General features: G+C 66.6%; 23 protein-coding genes. 19 read left to right on the top strand and 4 right to left on the bottom strand.

Going from position 1 to position 19,261, the window contains the following annotated elements:
* Window positions 1-2 precede the first annotated feature (2 nt).
* Window positions 3-548, bottom strand: coding sequence for a DUF924 family protein (locus AC1REK_RS07070; protein ID WP_327522573.1), 546 nt, complete (start codon window positions 546-548; stop codon window positions 3-5).
* A 161-nt stretch (window positions 549-709) separates the two neighbouring features.
* On the opposite strand from AC1REK_RS07070, the gene AC1REK_RS07065 reads away from it, so the two are divergent.
* The 6 genes from AC1REK_RS07065 to AC1REK_RS07040 all read left to right on the top strand — a co-directional run bounded on the left by AC1REK_RS07065 (window position 710) and on the right by AC1REK_RS07040 (window position 3,934).
* A complete protein-coding gene (locus AC1REK_RS07065) occupies window positions 710-1,360 on the top strand; it encodes a TetR/AcrR family transcriptional regulator C-terminal domain-containing protein (protein WP_327522572.1) in 651 nt (216 codons plus the stop codon).
* Window positions 1,361-1,394: 34 nt separating this feature from the next.
* Window positions 1,395-2,414 (top strand): ketol-acid reductoisomerase, encoded by a 1,020-nt coding sequence (gene ilvC / locus AC1REK_RS07060; RefSeq protein WP_492268577.1) that lies wholly within the window; start codon window positions 1,395-1,397, stop codon window positions 2,412-2,414.
* Between the two features lie 171 nt (window positions 2,415-2,585).
* A complete protein-coding gene (locus AC1REK_RS07055) occupies window positions 2,586-2,774 on the top strand; it encodes a hypothetical protein (RefSeq protein ID WP_316017433.1) in 189 nt (62 codons plus the stop codon).
* Between the two features lie 50 nt (window positions 2,775-2,824).
* Window positions 2,825-3,046, top strand: a complete 222-nt coding sequence (locus tag AC1REK_RS07050; protein ID WP_316017434.1) for a hypothetical protein — start codon at window positions 2,825-2,827, stop codon at window positions 3,044-3,046.
* Between the two features lie 81 nt (window positions 3,047-3,127).
* A complete protein-coding gene (locus AC1REK_RS07045; RefSeq protein WP_316017435.1) occupies window positions 3,128-3,256 on the top strand; it encodes a hypothetical protein in 129 nt (42 codons plus the stop codon).
* 294 nt (window positions 3,257-3,550) lie between these two features.
* Window positions 3,551-3,934 carry a DUF1127 domain-containing protein gene (locus tag AC1REK_RS07040; RefSeq protein ID WP_492268578.1) on the top strand — a complete coding sequence of 128 codons (384 nt, stop codon included), beginning with the start codon at window positions 3,551-3,553 and terminating at the stop codon, window positions 3,932-3,934.
* Window positions 3,935-4,094: 160 nt separating this feature from the next.
* Here the strand turns inward: AC1REK_RS07040 and AC1REK_RS07035 are convergent, their stop codons facing one another.
* Complete coding sequence (locus AC1REK_RS07035) at window positions 4,095-4,472, bottom strand: ComEA family DNA-binding protein (protein WP_492268579.1); 378 nt, start codon at window positions 4,470-4,472, stop codon at window positions 4,095-4,097.
* 204 nt (window positions 4,473-4,676) lie between these two features.
* Window positions 4,677-5,216, bottom strand: coding sequence for a DedA family protein (locus AC1REK_RS07030; protein ID WP_316017438.1), 540 nt, complete (start codon window positions 5,214-5,216; stop codon window positions 4,677-4,679).
* A 210-nt stretch (window positions 5,217-5,426) separates the two neighbouring features.
* On the opposite strand from AC1REK_RS07030, the gene AC1REK_RS07025 reads away from it, so the two are divergent.
* The 11 genes from AC1REK_RS07025 (at window position 5,427) to AC1REK_RS06975 (ending at window position 16,295) form a co-directional block, all read left to right on the top strand.
* Entirely contained in the window at window positions 5,427-6,302 is an 876-nt protein-coding gene (locus AC1REK_RS07025) for an ABC transporter ATP-binding protein (protein ID WP_492268580.1), read from the top strand.
* The gene (locus AC1REK_RS07020; RefSeq protein ID WP_492268581.1) at window positions 6,299-7,087 is read left to right on the top strand and encodes an ABC transporter permease; all 789 of its coding nucleotides are present in this window, start codon (window positions 6,299-6,301) and stop codon (window positions 7,085-7,087) included. Before AC1REK_RS07025 ends, AC1REK_RS07020 begins: the two co-directional genes overlap by 4 nt.
* Before the next feature lie 11 nt (window positions 7,088-7,098).
* Window positions 7,099-7,587 (top strand): hypothetical protein, encoded by a 489-nt coding sequence (locus AC1REK_RS07015; RefSeq protein ID WP_492268582.1) that lies wholly within the window; start codon window positions 7,099-7,101, stop codon window positions 7,585-7,587.
* Window positions 7,588-7,683: 96 nt separating this feature from the next.
* Window positions 7,684-8,712 carry an ABC transporter substrate-binding protein gene (locus AC1REK_RS07010; protein ID WP_316017442.1) on the top strand — a complete coding sequence of 343 codons (1,029 nt, stop codon included), beginning with the start codon at window positions 7,684-7,686 and terminating at the stop codon, window positions 8,710-8,712.
* Window positions 8,713-8,867: 155 nt separating this feature from the next.
* Window positions 8,868-9,920 carry a sensor histidine kinase gene (locus AC1REK_RS07005; RefSeq protein WP_492268583.1) on the top strand — a complete coding sequence of 351 codons (1,053 nt, stop codon included), beginning with the start codon at window positions 8,868-8,870 and terminating at the stop codon, window positions 9,918-9,920.
* A gap of 90 nt (window positions 9,921-10,010) precedes the next feature.
* On the top strand, window positions 10,011-10,415 hold the full coding sequence (locus AC1REK_RS07000) for a nuclear transport factor 2 family protein (protein WP_492268584.1): 405 nt from the start codon (window positions 10,011-10,013) through the stop codon (window positions 10,413-10,415).
* Between the two features lie 92 nt (window positions 10,416-10,507).
* Window positions 10,508-11,356 (top strand): pyridoxal kinase PdxY, encoded by an 849-nt coding sequence (gene pdxY / locus AC1REK_RS06995; protein ID WP_492268687.1) that lies wholly within the window; start codon window positions 10,508-10,510, stop codon window positions 11,354-11,356.
* A gap of 4 nt (window positions 11,357-11,360) precedes the next feature.
* Window positions 11,361-12,488, top strand: coding sequence for an endonuclease/exonuclease/phosphatase family protein (locus tag AC1REK_RS06990; protein ID WP_492268585.1), 1,128 nt, complete (start codon window positions 11,361-11,363; stop codon window positions 12,486-12,488).
* Window positions 12,488-13,390 (top strand): PhzF family phenazine biosynthesis protein, encoded by a 903-nt coding sequence (locus tag AC1REK_RS06985; RefSeq protein WP_492268586.1) that lies wholly within the window; start codon window positions 12,488-12,490, stop codon window positions 13,388-13,390. Before AC1REK_RS06990 ends, AC1REK_RS06985 begins: the two co-directional genes overlap by 1 nt.
* A 13-nt stretch (window positions 13,391-13,403) precedes the next feature.
* Complete coding sequence (locus AC1REK_RS06980) at window positions 13,404-14,126, top strand: NUDIX hydrolase (protein ID WP_492268587.1); 723 nt, start codon at window positions 13,404-13,406, stop codon at window positions 14,124-14,126.
* Window positions 14,127-14,222: 96 nt separating this feature from the next.
* On the top strand, window positions 14,223-16,295 hold the full coding sequence (locus AC1REK_RS06975; protein ID WP_492268588.1) for a M3 family metallopeptidase: 2,073 nt from the start codon (window positions 14,223-14,225) through the stop codon (window positions 16,293-16,295).
* Between the two features lie 115 nt (window positions 16,296-16,410).
* On the opposite strand, the gene AC1REK_RS06970 is transcribed toward AC1REK_RS06975, so the two are convergent.
* Window positions 16,411-16,740, bottom strand: a complete 330-nt coding sequence (locus AC1REK_RS06970) for a hypothetical protein (RefSeq protein ID WP_327524724.1) — start codon at window positions 16,738-16,740, stop codon at window positions 16,411-16,413.
* Window positions 16,741-16,851: 111 nt separating this feature from the next.
* On the opposite strand from AC1REK_RS06970, the gene AC1REK_RS06965 reads away from it, so the two are divergent.
* On the top strand, window positions 16,852-17,334 hold the full coding sequence (locus tag AC1REK_RS06965) for a hypothetical protein (RefSeq protein ID WP_327524725.1): 483 nt from the start codon (window positions 16,852-16,854) through the stop codon (window positions 17,332-17,334).
* 297 nt (window positions 17,335-17,631) lie between these two features.
* Window positions 17,632-19,197, top strand: a complete 1,566-nt coding sequence (locus AC1REK_RS06960; RefSeq protein WP_492268589.1) for a 2-isopropylmalate synthase — start codon at window positions 17,632-17,634, stop codon at window positions 19,195-19,197.
* Window positions 19,198-19,261 lie beyond the last annotated feature (64 nt).

Below are 19,261 nucleotides of genomic sequence, written 5' to 3'. Positions count from 1 at the left end.
CTTCAGCCGCTGAAGCCGCCATCGTCGAGGAAACGCCGCTCCTCGGCCGAGCTCTGCCGGCCGAGGACGGGATTACGGTGCGGGAAACGGCCGAAGTCGCGGATGATGTCGCGGTGAACCACGGCGTAATGCACGCCTTCCGGGTCGTCGGCCGCCTCGCAGAGCGCGACGCAGCGCTGCTGGTCGGCGAGATCCTCGGAATGCATCAACGGCATGTAGATGAAGCGCCGCTCCGGGTTCTCGAAAGCCTGGTCGAAACCGCGCGCAATGGCGCGCTCGGCGACGGCTAGCGCCAGCGGATCGGCGGCGAAGGCCTGCGGCGAGCCGCGATAGAGATTGCGCGGGAACTGGTCGAGCAGGAGCAGCAGCGCATAGACGCCGTCCGGCGTCTCTTCCCAGTCGCTCAGCTCGCCGCGGGCGGCGGCTTCGACCGCGGCGAGGAAGCACCGGCGGATATCCGCATCGAAGGCGTCGTCCTTGGCGAACCACTTCTCCGGCCCGGCCTCGCGCCAGAAATCGAGAATCGCGGTGGCGGCGGGCGGGGTCATGGGCAAGGCTCCGTCGGGTTTCGGCAATGCGTTCGGCTCCCGCCTTATATAGGCCCTGCGGCGCCGCGGGGGAGGCCGGGCGTTGCCGCAGCTTTCCGCTTGCACGGCCGCTGGCCCTGCGATAGATCACGGAACCGTAACGTACGGTACTGTTCCGAGCCATGACCGATCCCGCCACCGAAAGCCAGGCAGAGGCGCTGACACCGCGACAGCTCGCGGTGCTCGATGCCGTGCTCGGACTGATGGTGGAGAAGGGCGATCAGCTGACCATGGCGGCCGTGGCGCGGCGGGCGAGCTGCTCGAAGGAGACGCTCTACAAGTGGTTCGGAGACCGGGACGGACTCCTGACCGCGACCGTGCAGTGGCAGGCCTCGAAGGTCCGCGCCGGCAATTACGACCGCCAGAAGCTCGATGCGCTGTCCTTGCGCGACAGCCTGATCCGCTTCGCCGTCAACTGGCTCGAGGTGATCTCGAGCCCGACCTCGATCGCGCTCAACCGCCTCGCCATCAGCCATGCCGCCACCCATGAGAGCAATCTCGGCGGCATCGTGCTCGCCAATGGACGCTTCGCCATCGGCGAGCGGCTGCGGCCGCTGCTCGAGGACGGGCGCGAGGCCGGGCTACTCGACTTCGACGATGCCGAGACGGCGTTCAGGACCTTTTTCGGCCTGGTCGGCCGCGACGTGCAAATCCGCCTGCTGCTCGGCGATGCGCTGAAGCTCAGCGCTGCCGAGATCGAGCGCGACGCCGCCCGCGCCGCCGACCAGTTCCTCGCACTTCACGGGCGGGCGAAACCCGCACCGAAAGCCTGAAACCAAGAGATCAACCCAAGGAAGGACGCATCCAATGCGCGTTTATTACGATCGTGACGCCGACATCAACCTGATCAAGGGCAAGAAGGTCTGCATCGTCGGCTACGGCAGCCAGGGCCATGCGCACGCGCTCAACCTGCGCGATTCCGGCGTCAAGGAGATCATCATCGCGCTGAAGGCCGGCTCGGCCACCCGCAAGAAGGCCGAGGACGCCGGCTTCAAGGTCATGACCCCGTCCGAGGCCGCCAAGGTCTCCGACATCATGATGATGCTGACCCCCGACGAGTTGCAGGGCGACATCTATCGCGACGAGCTGCACGCCAACATGAAGGAGGGCGCTGCCCTTCTGTTCGCGCACGGCCTCAACGTCCACTTCAACCTGATCGAGCCGCGCAAGGACCTCGACGTGCTGATGGTCGCCCCGAAGGGCCCCGGCCACACCGTCCGTTCCGAGTATCAGCGCGGCGGCGGCGTGCCGACCCTGATCGCGATCCACCAGGACGCGACCGGCAACGCGCATGACCTCGGCCTCTCCTACGCCTCGGCCAATGGCGGCGGTCGCGCCGGCATCATCGAGACGACCTTCAAGGAAGAGTGCGAGACCGACCTGTTCGGCGAGCAGGTCGTGCTCTGCGGCGGCCTGGTCGAGCTGATCAAGGCCGGCTACGAGACCCTGACCGAGGCCGGCTATGCGCCCGAGATGGCCTATTTCGAGTGCCTGCACGAAGTGAAGCTGATCGTCGACCTCATCTACGAGGGCGGCATCGCCAACATGAACTACTCGATCTCGAACACCGCCGAGTACGGCGAGTACGTCACCGGCCCGCGGATCATCACCGCCGAGACCAAGGCCGAGATGAAGCGCGTGCTCGCCGACATCCAGTCGGGCAAGTTCACCCGCGACTGGATGCTCGAGAACAAGGTCAACCAGACCTCGTTCAAGGCGACCCGCGCCCGCTATGCCGCTCACCCGATCGAGGAAGTCGGCGCCAAGCTCCGCGATATGATGCCGTGGATCAAGGCCAAGGCCCTGGTCGACAAGACCAAGAACTGATCCGGTCCTGGGCTGCGGGCTCGCCGCGGCCGGGCTCCGGCTTATCGAAAGTCAGGAACGGGCGCCGCAAGGCGCCCGTTTCGCGTTTGCAAGAACAGCTGAGGTTGGCTGCCTGGAACCGGACCGCTTCATGGACGTTGATGCTGCAGTCACGAACAGCAGGAGCGTCCGATGAACGACCGGAAGACGCTGAACCAGCGGGGCGCCAGGCACGGCCACCGGCATCATCATGCGAGCAGGGGCACGTCGCACGCCGCCCACCCGATCTCACGCCAGGAGCGGATGTTCTTCGCTCTGCTTGGCGGCTGCCTCGGGCTCACCCTGATCGCCAGCGCGATGCTGCAGCTGGTGGCGGGCTGAGCGCGTCAGAACCGGTCGCGACCTTCGGGCCGGCGACAAGGGAGATGGCAATGGAACAGGATGTGAGGGAGCGCGAAGCGCGGATTCCGACAGAAGGCGGCCAGCCGATTCCGCCAATGCGGGCGGATAAGCACACCGATGCCGACCCTGCGGTCGAAACGGCCGTCGAGGCACGGCAGGGCTTTCTCGACAGGCCTGTGCTGATGGTGCTGATCGGCGGGCTGGTGCTGGCGGTCATCGCCTGGATCGGCGTCGAGATCATCGCCTACTGAGCAGCGACCGCGACGCGGCTCGCACAAGGGACAACGGGAATACAAGGAACGAGACGGCTTTTGAGCGGAGGGGAGGCAACCATGGAACCGGTTAGAACCCTGCACGAATCTCATCTCGACGAGGCGCATGGCGTTCAGTTTGGTCTTTCGCATCTGGCGCTGGGCGGCTCTTTCGCGCTGCTGCTGTTGATCGTGATCGGCCTGCTGTAGTCATCCGCGGCCTCACTCCGCGCCGCGCCGGAGCTTTGCGTATCGCCGGCGCGGCGTGGGAGATTCTTCGCGCTTCTGAAGGTCCAATCGTCTCGGATGCAACGCGGCTTCCCCAGCCGTAGCCGCGGCACCTCGGCGCCGCCTTTCCGAAGGCCCGGGTCCGCGCGGATGAACTTCCGGCATTCGCTCGAGCGCTGCTGACAACAGCTGTCATTCGGCGCCGGAGATTCTGACAGCAGCTGACAGTGCGAGGGTGTCCTCTTCCGTCATCACTTCTGATGACGGAGAACGATCATGCTCAGCTTCATCATCGGACCGGCCCGGCACGTTCTCGCCACGGGCGGTTCGCTTGGCCGCGTCCCGGGCGTCTTCTTGGGCAGTATCGGTCGCTGGCTGCGGGCACGACGCGACTATGACCGACTCTGCGATATGAGTGAGCGCGACCTGCGCGATCTCGGCCTGCGCGATTGCAGTGAGCGCGATAGGATCGCTGCTCCGTTCTTCGGTGACCTGACCGGGATCATCGCCCTGCGTTGCGAGGAGCGGCGTGGCCTGGCGGGCGGAGAAAGCCTTGACGAGGCCCTGCGCAGCCAGAGTTCCGATGCGCCGGCGCAGCTCGAGCAGAGAACCGGCAATGCGACAAGCGGCCGGGTGGTCTTTCTCAGGGCGGTTGAATGAACGCTGGCTGAGGAAGCGACCGGTTGTAAAGTGCACGTCCGCGGCCTGCGGTCGAAAGCTCGACGAGAAATCGTTGAAAGTCCCGGCTCGCGTCCGGGAGAGATAGCCGCAGCAAAGAAAGGAAGCCGGCCGCAAGCGCGGCCGGCTTCCTGACGCGAGATCAGAAGGTGATCTTGTCCTTGATGTCGGCCTCGACATTGGCCGGCAGGACATTGCGCTTCACCAGGTCGTCGAAATTCTTGAACTTCGCCTTGGCGCGCTCCTCGATGATCTTCTTGGAGCGGGCCTCGCCGATGCCCTTGAGCGTGTCGAGCTCGCTGGCGCTGGCGCTGGCGGTGTTGATGTTGACCTTCTTGGCCTGGGCCTGTGTTGCGGCGGGGGCTGCGGGTTTGACAGCGGGCGCGGCCGGCGCGGCGGGCGTCGTCATGGGGGCTGCCGGCTTGGCAGGGGTCGCAGGTTGGGTCGCAGTCTGCGCGAAGGCCGGGCCGGCTGCGAGGGCAAGCGCGGCGAGGCCGATGGCGAAACGGGACATGGTCATGGCGTGGACTCCTGTTAAGTCCTGCCCGGAGGAGCTGAGCTGCGCGGATGCCGGGCCGTCCGTGCCGCCGCGTCGGTTGCGGACCGGGCGGGCCCGGTCTCGACGCGATGGCAGGACTTTCGGCCCGCGAGCCTGAACGCGATCTGAGACGTCCGTTCAGCTGGCGTTGTGTTTCGGAGCTGCCCCAAACCGGGAGCGCTGCGCCTATTTGCCGGTGAACTTCATCATCATTTCGGTCGCCTGGCCGGCGCCATAGATCAGACCGAAGCCCCAGGCGAAGGAGGCGCCGAAATTCGCGAGCTGGAAGGCCCAGAACGGCATCTTCACGATGCCGGCGACCAGTGCGATCACCGCCCTGATCGGCCCGAAGAAATGGCCAACAATGATGCCGAGGAAGCCCCATTTCTCGAAGAAGTCGTGGCCCCTGCGCAGCAGGTCGGGATTGTCGCGCAGCGGCCAATAGTCGTCGACGCGCGGGCCGAGCACGAGGCCGGCCCAATAGGACAGCCAGAAGCCGAAAGCTGCGCCAAGCGAGGCAGCGATCGAGAGCGGGACGAGATTCAAGCCCGACGCGCCGGCAATCGCACCGAAGGCGGTGAAGAAGACCGTGGCCGGCACCAGCCAGGACAGGATCGCGACGCATTCGGCGAAGGCGACGAAGAAGACGATCGGCAGCGCCCATTGCTGGTTTGTCCGCATGAACTCGACGAGAGCCTGAATCCATAGGTCGAGTTGCGCGGTCACCGGCCGGTCTCCTTCAAGGGCGTGCAGCGATACAGCAGAAGCTTGGGCGTTCGGCTACCCGGCCTGCGTTAAAAAAAGGTCCGCAAGGCTCGCATATCGTACGGGTTGCCTTCGTCGGATGATCGCCTACTCTTCCGCGAACGGAAAAATCGACCGGGAATCCGGTGCTTGCGGAGCGCGGCGCCATGCCCGGCGGGGGAAACGAGACTGATGCAGCCTAAAGACGGCCCGCCGGAGACGGCGGGCGAGGGGAGCGCCGCTCCCGCACCGGCCGTCCGCCTGGCGGGGCTGGACATCACCTTCCACCTGCAGGGCGGCACGCGATACCAGGCGGTCAAGGCGATCGACCTCAGCGTCGCCAGCGGCGAATTCGTCTCGGTGGTCGGGCCGACCGGCTGCGGCAAGTCGACCCTGCTCAACGCCGCCGCCGGCCTGCTCACGCCCTCGGCCGGCAAGGTCGACATCTTCGGCAAGCCGCTCTCCGGGCTCAACCGCCGCGCCGGCTATCTTTTCCAGCAGGACGCGCTGATGCCGTGGAAGACGGCGCTCGACAACGTCAAGGTGGCGCTGGAGCCGATGGGCGTCTCCGATGCCGAGGCCGACAAGCGGGCCCGCGACTGGCTGGCGCGCGTCGGCCTGCGCGCCTTCACCGAGCGCTATCCGCACATGCTGTCGGGCGGCCAGCGCAAGCGCGTCGCGCTGGCGCAGATGCTGATCCGCGATCCCGAGATTCTGCTGATGGACGAGCCCTTCGGGCCGCTCGACGCGCAGACCCGCCAGATCATGGGCAATCTCCTGCTCGATCTCTGGTCGAAGGATCGCAAGGCGCTGATCTTCGTCACCCATGATCTCGAGGAGGCGATCGCGCTTTCCGACCGGGTGGTGGTGATGTCGGCCGGTCCGGCCGCCGGTATCGTCGCCGACTACAAGGTGCCGCTGCCGCGGCCGCGCGACATCGCCGAGATCAGGCTGGACAAGGCCTTCCACGAGATCCACCGCGACATCTGGTCGTCGCTCAGGGTCGAGGTGCAGAAGGCCTACGCCATGGGCGAGGGCAAGGAACTGGTCGGGGAGGGGAGCCCGTGAGCCGGCTCAAGCTGCTTCTGCTGCAAATCCTGGTGATGATCGTCGCGCTGGCGATCTGGCATGTCATCAGCAACTTCCCGATCTTCGGCGACGTCAAGACGATCCGCTTCTTCTTCTCGACGCCGATCGACGTGCTGGCGCGGACCTGGAAGCAGCTAACCGGCACCGAAATCTACTGGCATCTCGGCATCACCCTGACCGAGACGGTGCTCGCCTTCGTCATCGGTTCGGCGGCCGGCATCTTCTTCGGCTTCGCCTTCGCCAGGAACGCGCTGCTGGCGGCCGTGTTCGACCCCTACATCAAGGCGGCCAACGCCCTGCCGCGCGTCGTGCTGGCGCCGATCTTCGCGCTCTGGTTCGGGCTGGGCATCTGGTCGAAGGTGGCTCTCGGCTTCACGCTGGTCTTCTTCATCGTCTTCTTCAACGTCTACCAGGGCGTGAAGGAGGTCTCGCCGACCGTGCTCGCCAATGCCCGCATGCTCGGCATGAACGAGCGCCAGCTCTTCCGCCATGTCTACTGGCCTTCGGCGCTGACCTGGATGTTCTCCTCGCTCCACACCTCGGTCGGCTTCGCGCTGGTCGGCGCGGTGGTCGGCGAGTATCTCGGTTCCTCGGCCGGGCTCGGCTACAAGATCCACGAGGCCGAGAGCGTCTTCGACGTCACCGGCGTATTCTCGGGCATGCTGATCCTGGCGCTGTTCGTGATCCTGATCGACTCGCTGGTGACCATGGTCGAGAACCGCCTCTTGGTCTGGCGCCCCGGGCAGAGTTCGACGACGACGTGAGCGGCGGACAGGTGACCGCGCGGACGGCCGCATGGGCGGTCCTGCTCGCTTTGGCGGGTCCCGGCGGGGTAGCAAGCGCTGCCGCCGAGACCAAGGCCGTGCTGCAGGTCAATGTCGAAGGCCGGGCCGGAGTGAACCGGCATCGGCTGGTCCTTACCAGCCGGTCGGCCGATGGCCGCGATCTGATGCTGTTGTTCTCCTGCCGCGTCGCTGAGGCCGGGACCTTAGGCGTCGCCCTCGATCTCGGCGCGGGCGCGATCTGGAGCATCGAAGGCGAGAATGTCGCGATGTCCCGGGATCGTGCGGCCGACGTCACCCGACGGATGGATGCGAGCGACGAGTATCTCACGCTCGGTGGGCGGGCCGCGATCGCGGCCTTCGGGCCGCTGCTCCAATCGCCCTGGATCGGCTTCGTCGTCCGCGAACGCTACACCGCTTCCTTCGACCTTGCCGCCGTCGACGCCCATGTCCGGCGCTTCCGCGAACTGTGCCCGACATGACACCGAGCGCAGACGCTTGCCGCAAGCCGTTGATACCGCCTATCGTTCAGCCCGAAGCCGCCTCAGAAGCGCTCAAAGACAACCCGGAGGAACCCCATGAGCTTTTCCCGCCGCACGGCGCTCGCCGCGCTCGCCTTCACCACCGCGCTCGGCTTTTCCGCCCATGCGCTCGCCCAGAACGCCGAGAAACCCAAGCTGACCCTCGGCGTCGGCGGCAAGCAGCTGCTCTACTATCTCCCGCTCACCGTCGCGGAGAAGAAGGGCTTCTTCAAGGATGAAGGCCTCGACGTCGAGATCAACGATTTCGGCGGCGGCGCGAAGTCGCTGCAGGCCTTGGTCGGCGGCTCGGTCGACGTCGTGACGGGTGCCTATGAGCACACCATCCGCATGCAGGCCAAGGGGCAGGACATCCGCGCGGTGATCGAGCTCGGGCGCTTCCCGGCGATCACCATCGCGGTGCGCAAGGACCTCGCCGACAAGGTCAAGACCGCGGCCGATTTCAAGGGGTTGAAGATCGGCGTCACCGCGCCGGGCTCATCGACGGCGCTGACCGCGCAATACGCCATGGTCAAGGCCGGGCTGAAGGCGACGGATGCGCCGATCATCGGCGTCGGCGCCGGGGCGAGCGCCGTCGCGGCAATCAAGCAGAAGCAGGTCGACCTGATCTCGCATCTCGACCCGGTGACCTCGAAGCTCGAGGCCGATGGCGATGTCGTCGCGCTGATCGACACGCGCACCGAAGCCGGCACCAAGGCGCTGTTCGGCGGCGCGAACCCGGCCGCCGTGCTCTATCTCAAGAACGACTTCGCCGAGAAGAACCCAGTGACCACGCAGAAGCTGGTCAACGCGCTGATGAAGTCGCTGAAATGGCTGGAGACGGCCAAGCCCGAGGATGTCGCCGATCTCGTTCCGGCGGAATACCATCTCGGCGACAAGCCGCTCTATCTGCGCGCGGTGAAGAACTCGCAGGAGAGCTATTCGCGGACCGGCATTTCGACCCCGGATGCGATGAAGAGCATGTACGATTCGCTGAAGCTGCTCGATCCCGAGCTGGCGACCTCGAATGTCGACCTGAGCAAGACCTTCATCGATACCTTCGCCAAGAAGGCGGGCGCCGGCTCCTAGTCCGGACGGCATCACGACCGGCGGCGAGGGGAAGCCGCTTGCCGCCGGTCGCGCAATGCTTTCAATAGGGAGCAAGCACTCCCTCAGGCGACGATGGTCGCCATCCCAGGTGACATTTGAACGATAGCAGACGGTTTCTCGATGGCGGCGGCGCAATGGCGGCGGCCATCGCAGCTCATGACTGGACGACGACACTTGGACCGCCGGAGAGCTGGCCCGCCGCATTGCGGGTGGCGGTCGGGATGATGGTCAATTCGCATTTTCCGAAATGCATCGTCTGGGGCCCCGAGCTCATCACCATCCATAACGACGCCTTCAGGGCGATCCTCGGCGACAAGCCACCGGCGCTCGGCAAGCCGTTCAGCGAGGTCTGGGCCGAGGTCTGGCAGGAGATCGGTCCGCTGGTCGAGAAGGCCTATGCGGGCGAAGCGACCTTCATCGAGGATTTTCCCCTCGTCGTCGATCGCTACGGCCATCCCGAGCGCGCCTGGTTCACCTTCTGCTACAGCCCGATCCGCGACGAGAACGGCGCCGTCCTCGGGATGATCGACACCGTCGTCGAAACCACGGCGAAGATGCAGTCGGAGCGCAACTCCCGCCTGCTCAACGCCGAGCTGGCGCACCGGATGAAGAACGTGCTGGCGATGATCGGTGCGATCGCCAACCAGACCTTCCGCTCGGCGAACTCGCTCGACGAGGCGCAGGCGACCTTCGGCGAGCGGGTGGCCGCGCTCGGTGAGGCGCATACGATCCTGACCCAATCGAGCTGGAGCGGCGCGCCGATCCGCGCGGTGATCGAAGGTGCCCTGGCGCCGCATCGCATCGCCGAAGGGCGCATCGTGATCAGCGGCCCGGCACTGGAACTCGGCGCGAAGCAGTCCTTGACGCTGGCGCTCGCGATCAACGAGCTCGCGACCAATGCGATAAAATACGGTGCGCTATCCTGCGAGGGCGGCCAGGTCGCCATCGGCTGGGGAATTGGTGCGCCGGACAGCGAGGAGTGCTTCGTCTTCGGCTGGGACGAAAGCGGCGGTCCGCCGGCGAGCGCGCCAACCCGCAAGGGCTTCGGCTCGCGTCTGCTCGAGCGGGTGGTGGCGCAGGACTTCCAGGGCAAGGTCACGCTGGACTATCGGAGCGTCGGCCTGCGCTATGAGCTGGAAACGGCGATGGCCGCCATCGCCAATGCCGAGCCGGTTCATTCGAGCTGAGGGCCGGGCCGGCGCCTGCCCGTGCAAATGGAATATGGACTCTCCCCGACAGTCCGGTCAGAGTATCGTCCTGACGTAAGGGGAGCCGACATGATCGAGCGCACCGCCGTCGCCGACCTCATCCGGAGTGCCTACGCCGCCCGCCATCGTGGCGATCTCGATGGGCTGATGAGCCATTTCCACGAAGAGTGCAGCTATCGCCTCGCGGGCGGCCCGGAAGCCTGCGAGGTCTTCGTGCAGCCCGACGGGCGCGCCGCGGTACGCGAGCAGATGGCCGGGCTGATCGCGACCTATGTCTTCAGCAATATCGAGGAACTGGCGCTGATGGTCGAGGGCGACAGGGCGACGCTGCACTGGCGCGCCGATGTCGTGTGCCTGCCGACAGGCCGGACCGGCTCCTTCGAGATCATGGACCTCATCACCGTCGCCGACGGCAAGGTGGCGAGCGTGACGCAGTTCACCGACACCGCCGGCGTCGCCCGCCTGTCGGTCTAGGAACGCGCCGGCTTGGGCTGTTGTCGCTTTCGATTTGCCGAGCCGGGTCGTGAGCGGGTAGATCATGCCCTCCCGCCGCGAGCCCCATGCCCATGAACATCCTCTCGATCCAGTCCCATGTCGCCTATGGCCATGTCGGCAATGCGTCGGCCGTGTTCCCGATGCAGCGGCTCGGCGTCGAGGTCTGGCCGATTCATACCGTGCAGTTCTCGAACCATACCGGCTATGGCGACTGGAAAGGCCGTGTCTTCGATGGCGGCATGATCGACGAGGTCATGGAAGGGATCGCCGAGCGCGGCGTCCTGCCGGCCTGCGACGGGGTGCTGTCGGGCTATATGGGCTCGGCCGATATCGGCCATGCGATCCTCTCGGCGGTGGAGCGCGTGCGGGTCGCCAATCCCAAGGCGATGTATTGCTGCGATCCGGTGATCGGCGATGTCGGGCGCGGCATCTTCGTGCGTCCTGGCATTCCCGAATTCATGCGCGAGCAGGCTGTGCCGGCCGCCGACATCGTGACGCCGAACCAGTTCGAATTGGAATTGCTGACCGATGTCGAGGTCAGGACCATCGGCGACGCCCATCGCGCCGTCGAGGCGCTGCGCGATGCCGGCCCGACGGTCGTGCTGGTCACCTCGCTGATCACCGACGAGACGCCGGACGATGCGATCGACCTGATGGCCGCCGATGGGCAGGGCACGTTCCGGGTTCGCACGCCGAAGATCGACATCAGCGTCAATGGTGCCGGCGATGCGATCGCCGCCCTGTTCTACGTGCACTATCTGCGCGACGGCTCGGCAGCGAGCGCGCTCGCCAAGGCCTCGTCCTCAATCTACGGACTGCTCAAGCGCACCAAGGATGCCGGCTCGCGCGAAATCCTGACCGTCGCGGCGCAGGACGAGTTCGTCACCCCCTCGCATCAGTTCGTGCCCGAGGCGGTCTGAAAGCATGCGGCTGCGCCTCGGCACCTTCAACGTCGAGAACCTGCTGACACGCCATCGTTTCGAGCCGGGCGGGCGCACCGAGACGGCGGCGGCGATGTCGCTGTTCCACTTCCCACGCGCCGATGAGCGGGACGCGGTCGAGCGCTCGCTGGCGGTGGCGCTGGAGGACGACAAGCGCCAGATGACGGCTCTCGCCATTGCCGAGGCCAATGCCGACATCTGGATGCTGCAGGAGGTCGACTCGCTCGCCAGCCTGCAGGCTTTCTTCGCCAATTATGTCCACCGCATCGCCGATCATCGCTATGGCCATTTCACGCTGATCGACGGCAATGATCGCCGCAGCATCGATATCGGCTTCGCTGCCCGGCGCGATCTGGTGGCGCCGCAGCAGGTCACGGTGCGCTCGCATCGGGAAATGAGCTTCGCCGAGGCGGAGGCCTTCTCGCCGGAGGTCGCCGCCTTCGGCATCGGCCCGCGCGACAAGGTTTTCGCGCGCGACTGCCTTTCGGTGACGCTCGCTTTCGGCGACCGTGAGTTGACGCTGTTCGGCTGCCATTTCAAGTCGATGAACAATGGCCGCGACGATGGCAGGCAGGCGACGCTGCCGATCCGGCGCGCCGAAGCGTTGGCGGTGAGACGCATCATCGAGGCCCGGTTCGGCAGCGGCTGGCGCGAGGCGAACTGGGCGATCCTCGGCGATCTCAACGCCTATCGCATCGGGCTCGGCCCTCTGGCGGAGCCGACGGACGAGGGGGAAAGCGGGATCGAGCCCCTGCTCGACGATTTCGCCGTCGATCCGATGCTGGCACTGCCGCCGCACGAACGCTGGACACATTTCCGGCGCTACTGGTCGGAAACGCACCAGAAGCTGCTCGAAAGCCACATGCCGCTCGATCATATCCTGCTCTCGCCGGCACTGGCGGCGGCGAATCCCGAGCCGGCGATCCAGCTGATCCGGCGCGGTCTGCCCTACCGCGTGCCGCTCGATCCACGTGAGGCGGACCGCTCGATGGGCAAGCTCGCCCTGACCAATGATCGCTATCCCCGCGTCGGTTGGGACCGGCCGAAGGCCTCGGATCATTGTCCATTGACGATCGAGCTGACGATCCCGAAATCGCAGGAAACACCTTGATGCCGCGCCGCTTTATTACGCTCGACGTCTTCGCCGCGCGCCCCCATGCCGGCAATCCGCTGGCCGTGGTGCTCGACGGCGAAGGGCTCGAGGCAGCGGCGATGCAGGCGATCGCCCGCGAGTTCAACCTCTCCGAGACGGTCTTCGTCCTGCCGCCATCAAATCCTTCGCACCGGGCCGCCATCCGCATCTTCACGCCCGAACGGGAGTTGCCCTTCGCCGGCCATCCCACCGTCGGGACCGCGGTGCTGCTCGCCTTGCGCGATGCGGCCGAGGGGCGGTCCGCGGAGCTGCTCGTGCTGGAGGAGGAGGTCGGCGTCGTGCCCTGCGCCGTCCGTCGCAATACGGCGCGGGCAGGCCACGCGACCTTCACCCTGCCGCGCCTGCCGAATGAGGTCGAGCCGGCCGCTTCCTGGCCGCTGCTCGCCGGGGCGCTCGGGCTCGACCGCCGCGACATCGGCTTCGACAGGCATGTGCCGAGCGTGTTCTCGGCCGGGCTCGGCTTCACGCTGGTGCCGGTGGCGTCGCGCAAGGCCCTTGCCGGCATCCGGCTAGACACCAGCCTCTGGTCGCAGGCGATGCGGCCGGCGGGACAAGAAAACGCCTTCGTCTACTGCCGCGAGACGGTCGAGGCGGGCCACCATTTCCATGCGCGGATGTTCGCGCCCGGCATGGGCGTCGTCGAGGATCCCGCCACCGGCTCGGCCGTTGCCGCCTTCGCCGGGGCGGTGATGCGCTTCGAGAAGCCAGGCGATGGCGAGCATCGCCTGGTGATCGAGCAGGGCTACGAGATCGGTCGGCCCTCGCAGATCGAGCTTGGGTTGCGGATCGCTGATGGCGTGCTCGTCTCGGCCACGATCGGCGGGGCGGCGGTGGTGATGAGCGAGGGACAACTGCTGTGAGGAGATTCGGGCGGTGAATGGCGTCGAGGATGGCAGCATCGTTGCGCTCCGGCGCGTCGAAGCCCGGGTGGAACCCTATGACTGGAGCTTCGCGACCGAGCGCGCCGATGAGGTCGCCGAGCACTGGGCGAAGGTCAGCGCAGGCAAGCCGACCATGTTCAACGGCCGCATCCTGCTGCAGCACCGGGCGGCGATCGAGGATGGCGTCTTCCAGGCCGGCTACTTCGGCGCCGACTACGCGGCTTTCCTGGCATGGCTCGGTCTCGGCTTGCCGGCGCCGGCTATCCGCAACGGATTCGCCATGGCGGCGCTGCGAGCAGCCGATGGCGCCTTCCTGCTCGGCCGGATGGGGGAGCGCACCGCCAATGCCGGCAGGGTCTACTTCGCCGCGGGCACACCGGACCATGAGGATGTCCTGCCCGATGGCAGCGTCGACCTCGCCGGCAGCGCTACCCGCGAGCTCTGCGAGGAGACCGGCCTCTCGCTCGATGAAGTCGTGGTGGAGCAGAGCTGGGACGCAGTGATCGTGCCCGGCCGCGTCGCCTTCATGCGCCCGGTCCGGATCGACCTGCCGGCCGAGGCGGCGCGCGCTCTGATGCTGGAGCGGATCGCGGCGCAGCATGAGCCCGAGCTTTCCGACATCGTGATCGTCCGTAATCTCGCCGATTGCAGCGATTACGACATGCCCCCCTTCATGATCGGCTACCTCGCCCATATCTTCGGGCGACAATCCTGATCCTTCCCAGGAAAACGTCGTTGGAACGGCGCCGCGTCTCCCATCGGGGCGAAGGGGGCCCGTTCGACTGACGCAGCAACGCTGAAAGGCCAGTTCATGACCGCATCCGAAGCCCTGAACCTGCCTGCCGGCAATCCCTTCGGGCAGCTCTGGGAGACGCCTTTCGGCCTGCCGCCATTCGCCGCGATCCGCCCCGAGCATATCCACGAGGCCTATCCGGCGGCGCTGGACAAACACCGGGCCGAGATCGAGGCGATCAAGGCCGACAAGGCGGCGCCCGATTTCGCCAATACGATCGAGGCGCTGGAGCGCTCGGCCCGTGGCATGAGCCGCCTCGGCGGCGTCTTCTACAACCTCGCAGGGGCCGATACGAACGACGCCTTGCAGGCGATCGAGCGCGAGATCTCGCCGGTGATGTCGCGCCACTGGTCGGCGATCATGATGGACGAGGGGCTGTTCGCGCGGGTCGACGCAGTCTTCCGCCAGCGTGAGAGCCTTCGCCTCGACGCCGAGCAGATGCGCCTGCTGGAGCGCACGCATCGCGGCTTCGTCCGCGCCGGCGCGGAACTCGGGGCGGAGGACAAGGCGCGGCTCGCGGCGATCAACGAACGGCTCGCCGGCCTCGGCACCAGCTTCGGCCAGAACCTGCTCAAGGACGAGGCGAGCTACGCGCTGGTGCTGGAGAACGAGGCGGATCTCGCCGGCCTGCCGCCCTTTGTCGTCGCCGCCATGGCGCGCGCGGCAGCCGATCGCGGCCAGGATGGCAAGCATGCGGTGACGCTGTCGCGCTCGATCATCGAGCCCTTCCTGACCTTCTCGACGCGGCGCGACCTGCGCGAGGAGAGCTTCCTCGCCTGGAGCAAACGCGGCGAGAATGGCGGCGCGACCGACAACCGCGCCATCGTCGCCGAGATGGTCAAGCTGCGGGCCGAGAAGGCTAATCTGCTCGGCTTCCCGACCTTCGCGCATTTCAAGCTCGACGATTCCATGGCGAAGACGCCGGCCAATGTCCGCGAACTTCTCGAACTGGTCTGGAAGCCGGCCAAGGCGCGTGCGGCGCAGGAAGCCGCCGACCTTGCCGCTTTGGCCCAGGCTGAGGGCGAGAACGGGCCGATCCGTCCGTCCGACTGGCGCCATTATTCCGAGAAGGTCCGTCAGAAGACCTATGCGCTCGATGAAGCCGTGCTGAAGCCCTACCTCCAGCTCGACCGCATCATCGCCGCAGCCTTCGACACGGCGGGCAAGCTCTTCGGCCTCGCCTTCACCGAGAAGCCGGAACTCGCCGGCTATCACCCCGATGTCCGCATCTGGGAGGTGACCGAGGCCGCGTCCGGCCGGCATATCGGCCTCTTCCTCGGCGACTATTTCGCCCGGCCCTCGAAGCGTTCGGGCGCCTGGATGAGCGCCTATCGCGGCCAGCGCAACCTCGATGGCGAGGTCCGGCCGATCATTGTCAACGTCTGCAATTTCGCCAAGCCTGCCGAGGGCAAGCCGGCACTGCTCTCGATCGATGATGCGCGCACGCTGTTCCACGAATTCGGACACGCCCTGCACGGCCTGCTCTCGGACGTGAAATACGGTTCGCTCGCCGGCACCTCGGTCTCGCGCGACTTCGTCGAACTGCCCTCGCAGCTCTACGAGCACTGGTTCCTGACCAAGGAGGTGATGCAGCGCTTCTGCCTGCATGCCGAAACCGACGAGCCGATTCCGGAGGCGTTGATCGAGAAGATCAAGAAGGCGCAGACCTTCAACCAGGGCTTCGCTACCGTCGAGTACACCTCCTCGGCGCTTGTCGATCTCGCCTTCCATTCATTGGAAGCAACGGCAGAGGTCGATCCGCTCGCCTTCGAGGCGGCCGAGCTCGCCCGGATCGGCATGCCCGCCGAGATCACCATGCGCCACCGCACCCCGCATTTCAGCCACGTCTTCTCGGGCGACGGCTATTCTGCGGGCTATTACAGCTATCTCTGGTCGGAGGTGATGGACGCCGACGCCTTCAACGCCTTCATCGAGGCGGGTGATGTCTTTGCGCCGGAGCTGGCGCAGAAGCTGCGGCGCTACATCTATTCGGCCGGCGATACGCGCGACCCGGCCGAGGCCTATACGCTCTTCAGGGGGCGCCTGCCGACGCCGGACGCGCTGCTCGAGAAGCGGGGGCTGGCGGCGTAGCACGGGCTCGGCTCGTCATGGTCGGGCTTGTCCCGACCATCCACGTCCTTCTTGATGCAATGCGATGGTCAAACGCGGATGCTCGCCACAAGGGCGAGCATGACGGCGGTGTCCTTCACGGATAGCCGAACTTCGACTTCGTCGCGCGCAGCTGGGACAGGGCGCCGGCCTCATTGCCGCCGGAGCAGGTGGCGCGGGCCTTCTCGATCTCGGCGCTGACGCGGACATGGACGTTGCGGGTGGTGTGGCCGGTCTGGACGTCGTTGTCGACCACCGCCTGGAAGCGCTCGATCTCGCCGCCGCAACCGCTGCCGGTCGGCATGCGGAAGGTGTTCGGGGTCACCCCGGTGGGCGCCTGCTCGGGCGAGGGGGCGGGCGGCGGCCCGGCGGTCTGGCAGGCGGCGAGCGCGAGGCAAAGGGCGGTTGCGAGAAGTCCAGCGCGCATGGTCGGCTCCGAAGCGGTATCGCGGAGAGCATGACCGATTCCGGCCCGGCAGCCAATCGCGCGGCGCCCGCTGGACACAGTCTCGTCACCAGTTTGCCGGATGCTGCCGCCATGACCATCGAAGCCCAGCTCGAACTCGCCGTCTTCGCCGACTATTTCCAGTTCTACGTCGAGGACGAGGCGGCGAATGAGGATTTCGGCCCGCTCTGGACGGACGAGGCCGTCGAGCGCCTGATCGCCGTGGGCGATTGCAGCGTCGGCATCGGCACGGTCCGCAACATGGCGGTGCCCGTCGCGGTTTCGCTCCATGGCGAGGAGCCGGAGGACGATTTCCACGAATGGGATCTCGTCAACGAATGCTCCCTCACGGTCCGCTCGGGGCGGATCGCCATTCTCGGCTGCACGGACGCCCTGCCGGATGCGGCGCGGCTTTCGCTCCCGCCCGGCCCCTACAGGCTGCGGGTTTCCTATGTCGGCCTCGACAGCCCCTGCGAGGACGGTCTGGAGGGAGACGACTTCTACCGCCTGCAGCTCTGGCCTGCGCCGCTGGCCGGGCTGCGGACCTTGAAGGAAAAGGCTTCCGCGACCCGCTGATTGCGTCTGCACTCCCGCCTTGCGCAGGCGCAGCCAAATCGGTTACACAGCCTCATTCGAAGAGGAACGCCTGTGGCCGCATCTGCCACCCATGCCCTGACGCTGAACCGCGCGATCGCGCGGGCCGCCGGCATGCGCGCTCCTCTCGCTCTTGGTCAGCTTCTTCTCCTTACCAGCCCCTGAGGGCCGACCGGGCATGCATGCCTGGGCGCTCAGGGGAGTGACGAGAACCGAAACCCAGACCCTCCGCGCCAGCGAAATCGAATAGCGGCGCGTTCCGAGCCAAGGAACAGCAGCATGACCGTCTCCAGCAAATCCGCCTCGTCCAAGGAACGGGTCCTGATCTTCGACACCACCCTGCGCGACGGCGAGCAATGCCCGGGTGCGACCATGACCTTCGAGGAGAAGCTCGAGATCGCCGACTGCCTCGACGCCATGGGCGTCGACATCATCGAGGCGGGCTTCCCGATCGCCTCGGACGGCGATTTCGAGGCGGTTTCCGAGATCGCGAGGCGGATCAAGCGCGCGACCGTGGCCGGGCTCGCCCGCGCGATCAGCGCCGACATCGCGCGTGCCGGCGAGGCGGTTCGCCATGCTGTGAAGCCGCGCATTCATACCTTCGTCTCGACCTCGCCGATCCATCTGCAGCATCAGATGCGCAAGACCGAGGACGAGGTGCTGGAGATCATCACCAAGACCGTCGCCCAGGCGCGCAACCTGGTCGAGGATGTCGAGTGGTCGGCGATGGACGCGACCCGCACGCCGATCGACTATCTCTGCCGGACGGTCGAGACCGCGATCAAGGCCGGCGCGACCACGATCAACCTGCCCGACACCGTCGGCTATGCGACGCCGGACGAGTACCGCGCCATGTTCCGCCAGATCCGCGAGCGCGTACCGAACGCCGACAAGGCGATCTTCTCGGTGCATTGCCATAACGATCTCGGCCTGGCGGTGGCCAACTCGCTGGCCGGCATCGAGGGCGGGGCGCGGCAGGTGGAATGCACCGTCAACGGCATCGGCGAGCGCGCCGGCAATGCTGCGCTGGAAGAGGTGGTGATGGCGCTGCGCGTTCGCGGCGACGTGCTGCCCTATGACAGTGGCATCGACGCCAGCATGCTGACCCGCGCCTCCAAGGCGGTCTCGACCGCCTGCTCCTTCCCGGTGCAGTACAACAAGGCGATCGTCGGCCGGAACGCCTTCGCCCATGAGAGCGGCATCCACCAGGACGGCATGCTGAAGCACCAGCAGACCTACGAGATCATGACGCCGGAATCGGTCGGCGTGACCAAGACCTCGCTGGTGATGGGCAAGCATTCGGGCCGCGCCGCCTTCCGCTCCAAGCTGAAGGAGATGGGCTACGATCTCGGCGACAACCAGATGGAAGACGCCTTCACCCGGTTCAAGGCGCTGGCCGACCGCAAGAAGCATGTCTACGACGAGGATATCGAGGCGCTGGTCGACGAGAACATCGCTACCGCCCATGACCGGGTGAAGCTGGTCTCGCTGACGGTGATCGCCGGCACGCGCGGCCCGCAGCGGGCAATGATGAAGCTCGATGTCGAGGGGCGCATCGTGGCCGAGGAGGCGGAGGGCAACGGCCCGATCGACGCCGTCTTCAACGCGATCAAGGCGATCGTCCCGCATGAGGCGCGGCTGGAGCTCTATGACGTCCACGCCGTCACCGAAGGCACCGATGCACAGGCCGAGGTCTCGGTGCGCCTGTCGCAGAACGGTGCCTCCGTGACCGGCCGTGGCGCCGATCCGGACACGCTGGTCTCGTCCGCCAAGGCCTATCTGGTGGCGCTCAACAAGCTGATCGCGCGCGGTGCGCGGATGCACGCGCAGGCTGCGGCCGAGTAGGTCGGTCCGGCATATTGCCGCTTTCGAGGCCGGTGTGGGGGGGGGGGGGGGGGGGGGGGGAGGG

It is taken from the genome of Allobosea sp. GW823-FHT02B03 (assembly GCF_058797755.1).
This window is presented reverse-complemented; position numbering and strand designations above follow the sequence as displayed.

Excerpts from the sequence above, each read along its gene's own strand:
- AC1REK_RS07070 (WP_327522573.1), bottom strand. The coding sequence starts at position 548 with ATGACCCCGCCCGCCGCCACCGCGATTCTCGATTTCTGGCGCGAGGCC.
- AC1REK_RS07065 (WP_327522572.1), top strand. The coding sequence starts at position 710 with ATGACCGATCCCGCCACCGAAAGCCAGGCAGAGGCGCTGACACCGCGA.
- ilvC (WP_492268577.1), top strand. The coding sequence starts at position 1,395 with ATGCGCGTTTATTACGATCGTGACGCCGACATCAACCTGATCAAGGGC.
- AC1REK_RS07055 (WP_316017433.1), top strand. The coding sequence starts at position 2,586 with ATGAACGACCGGAAGACGCTGAACCAGCGGGGCGCCAGGCACGGCCAC.
- AC1REK_RS07050 (WP_316017434.1), top strand. The coding sequence starts at position 2,825 with ATGGAACAGGATGTGAGGGAGCGCGAAGCGCGGATTCCGACAGAAGGC.
- AC1REK_RS07045 (WP_316017435.1), top strand. The coding sequence starts at position 3,128 with ATGGAACCGGTTAGAACCCTGCACGAATCTCATCTCGACGAGGCGCAT.
- AC1REK_RS07040 (WP_492268578.1), top strand. The coding sequence starts at position 3,551 with ATGCTCAGCTTCATCATCGGACCGGCCCGGCACGTTCTCGCCACGGGC.
- AC1REK_RS07035 (WP_492268579.1), bottom strand. The coding sequence starts at position 4,472 with ATGACCATGTCCCGTTTCGCCATCGGCCTCGCCGCGCTTGCCCTCGCA.
- AC1REK_RS07025 (WP_492268580.1), top strand. The coding sequence starts at position 5,427 with ATGCAGCCTAAAGACGGCCCGCCGGAGACGGCGGGCGAGGGGAGCGCC.
- AC1REK_RS07010 (WP_316017442.1), top strand. The coding sequence starts at position 7,684 with ATGAGCTTTTCCCGCCGCACGGCGCTCGCCGCGCTCGCCTTCACCACC.
- AC1REK_RS07005 (WP_492268583.1), top strand. The coding sequence starts at position 8,868 with ATGGCGGCGGCCATCGCAGCTCATGACTGGACGACGACACTTGGACCG.
- AC1REK_RS07000 (WP_492268584.1), top strand. The coding sequence starts at position 10,011 with ATGATCGAGCGCACCGCCGTCGCCGACCTCATCCGGAGTGCCTACGCC.
- pdxY (WP_492268687.1), top strand. The coding sequence starts at position 10,508 with ATGAACATCCTCTCGATCCAGTCCCATGTCGCCTATGGCCATGTCGGC.
- AC1REK_RS06990 (WP_492268585.1), top strand. The coding sequence starts at position 11,361 with ATGCGGCTGCGCCTCGGCACCTTCAACGTCGAGAACCTGCTGACACGC.
- AC1REK_RS06985 (WP_492268586.1), top strand. The coding sequence starts at position 12,488 with ATGCCGCGCCGCTTTATTACGCTCGACGTCTTCGCCGCGCGCCCCCAT.
- AC1REK_RS06975 (WP_492268588.1), top strand. The coding sequence starts at position 14,223 with ATGACCGCATCCGAAGCCCTGAACCTGCCTGCCGGCAATCCCTTCGGG.
- AC1REK_RS06970 (WP_327524724.1), bottom strand. The coding sequence starts at position 16,740 with ATGCGCGCTGGACTTCTCGCAACCGCCCTTTGCCTCGCGCTCGCCGCC.
- AC1REK_RS06965 (WP_327524725.1), top strand. The coding sequence starts at position 16,852 with ATGACCATCGAAGCCCAGCTCGAACTCGCCGTCTTCGCCGACTATTTC.
- AC1REK_RS06960 (WP_492268589.1), top strand. The coding sequence starts at position 17,632 with ATGACCGTCTCCAGCAAATCCGCCTCGTCCAAGGAACGGGTCCTGATC.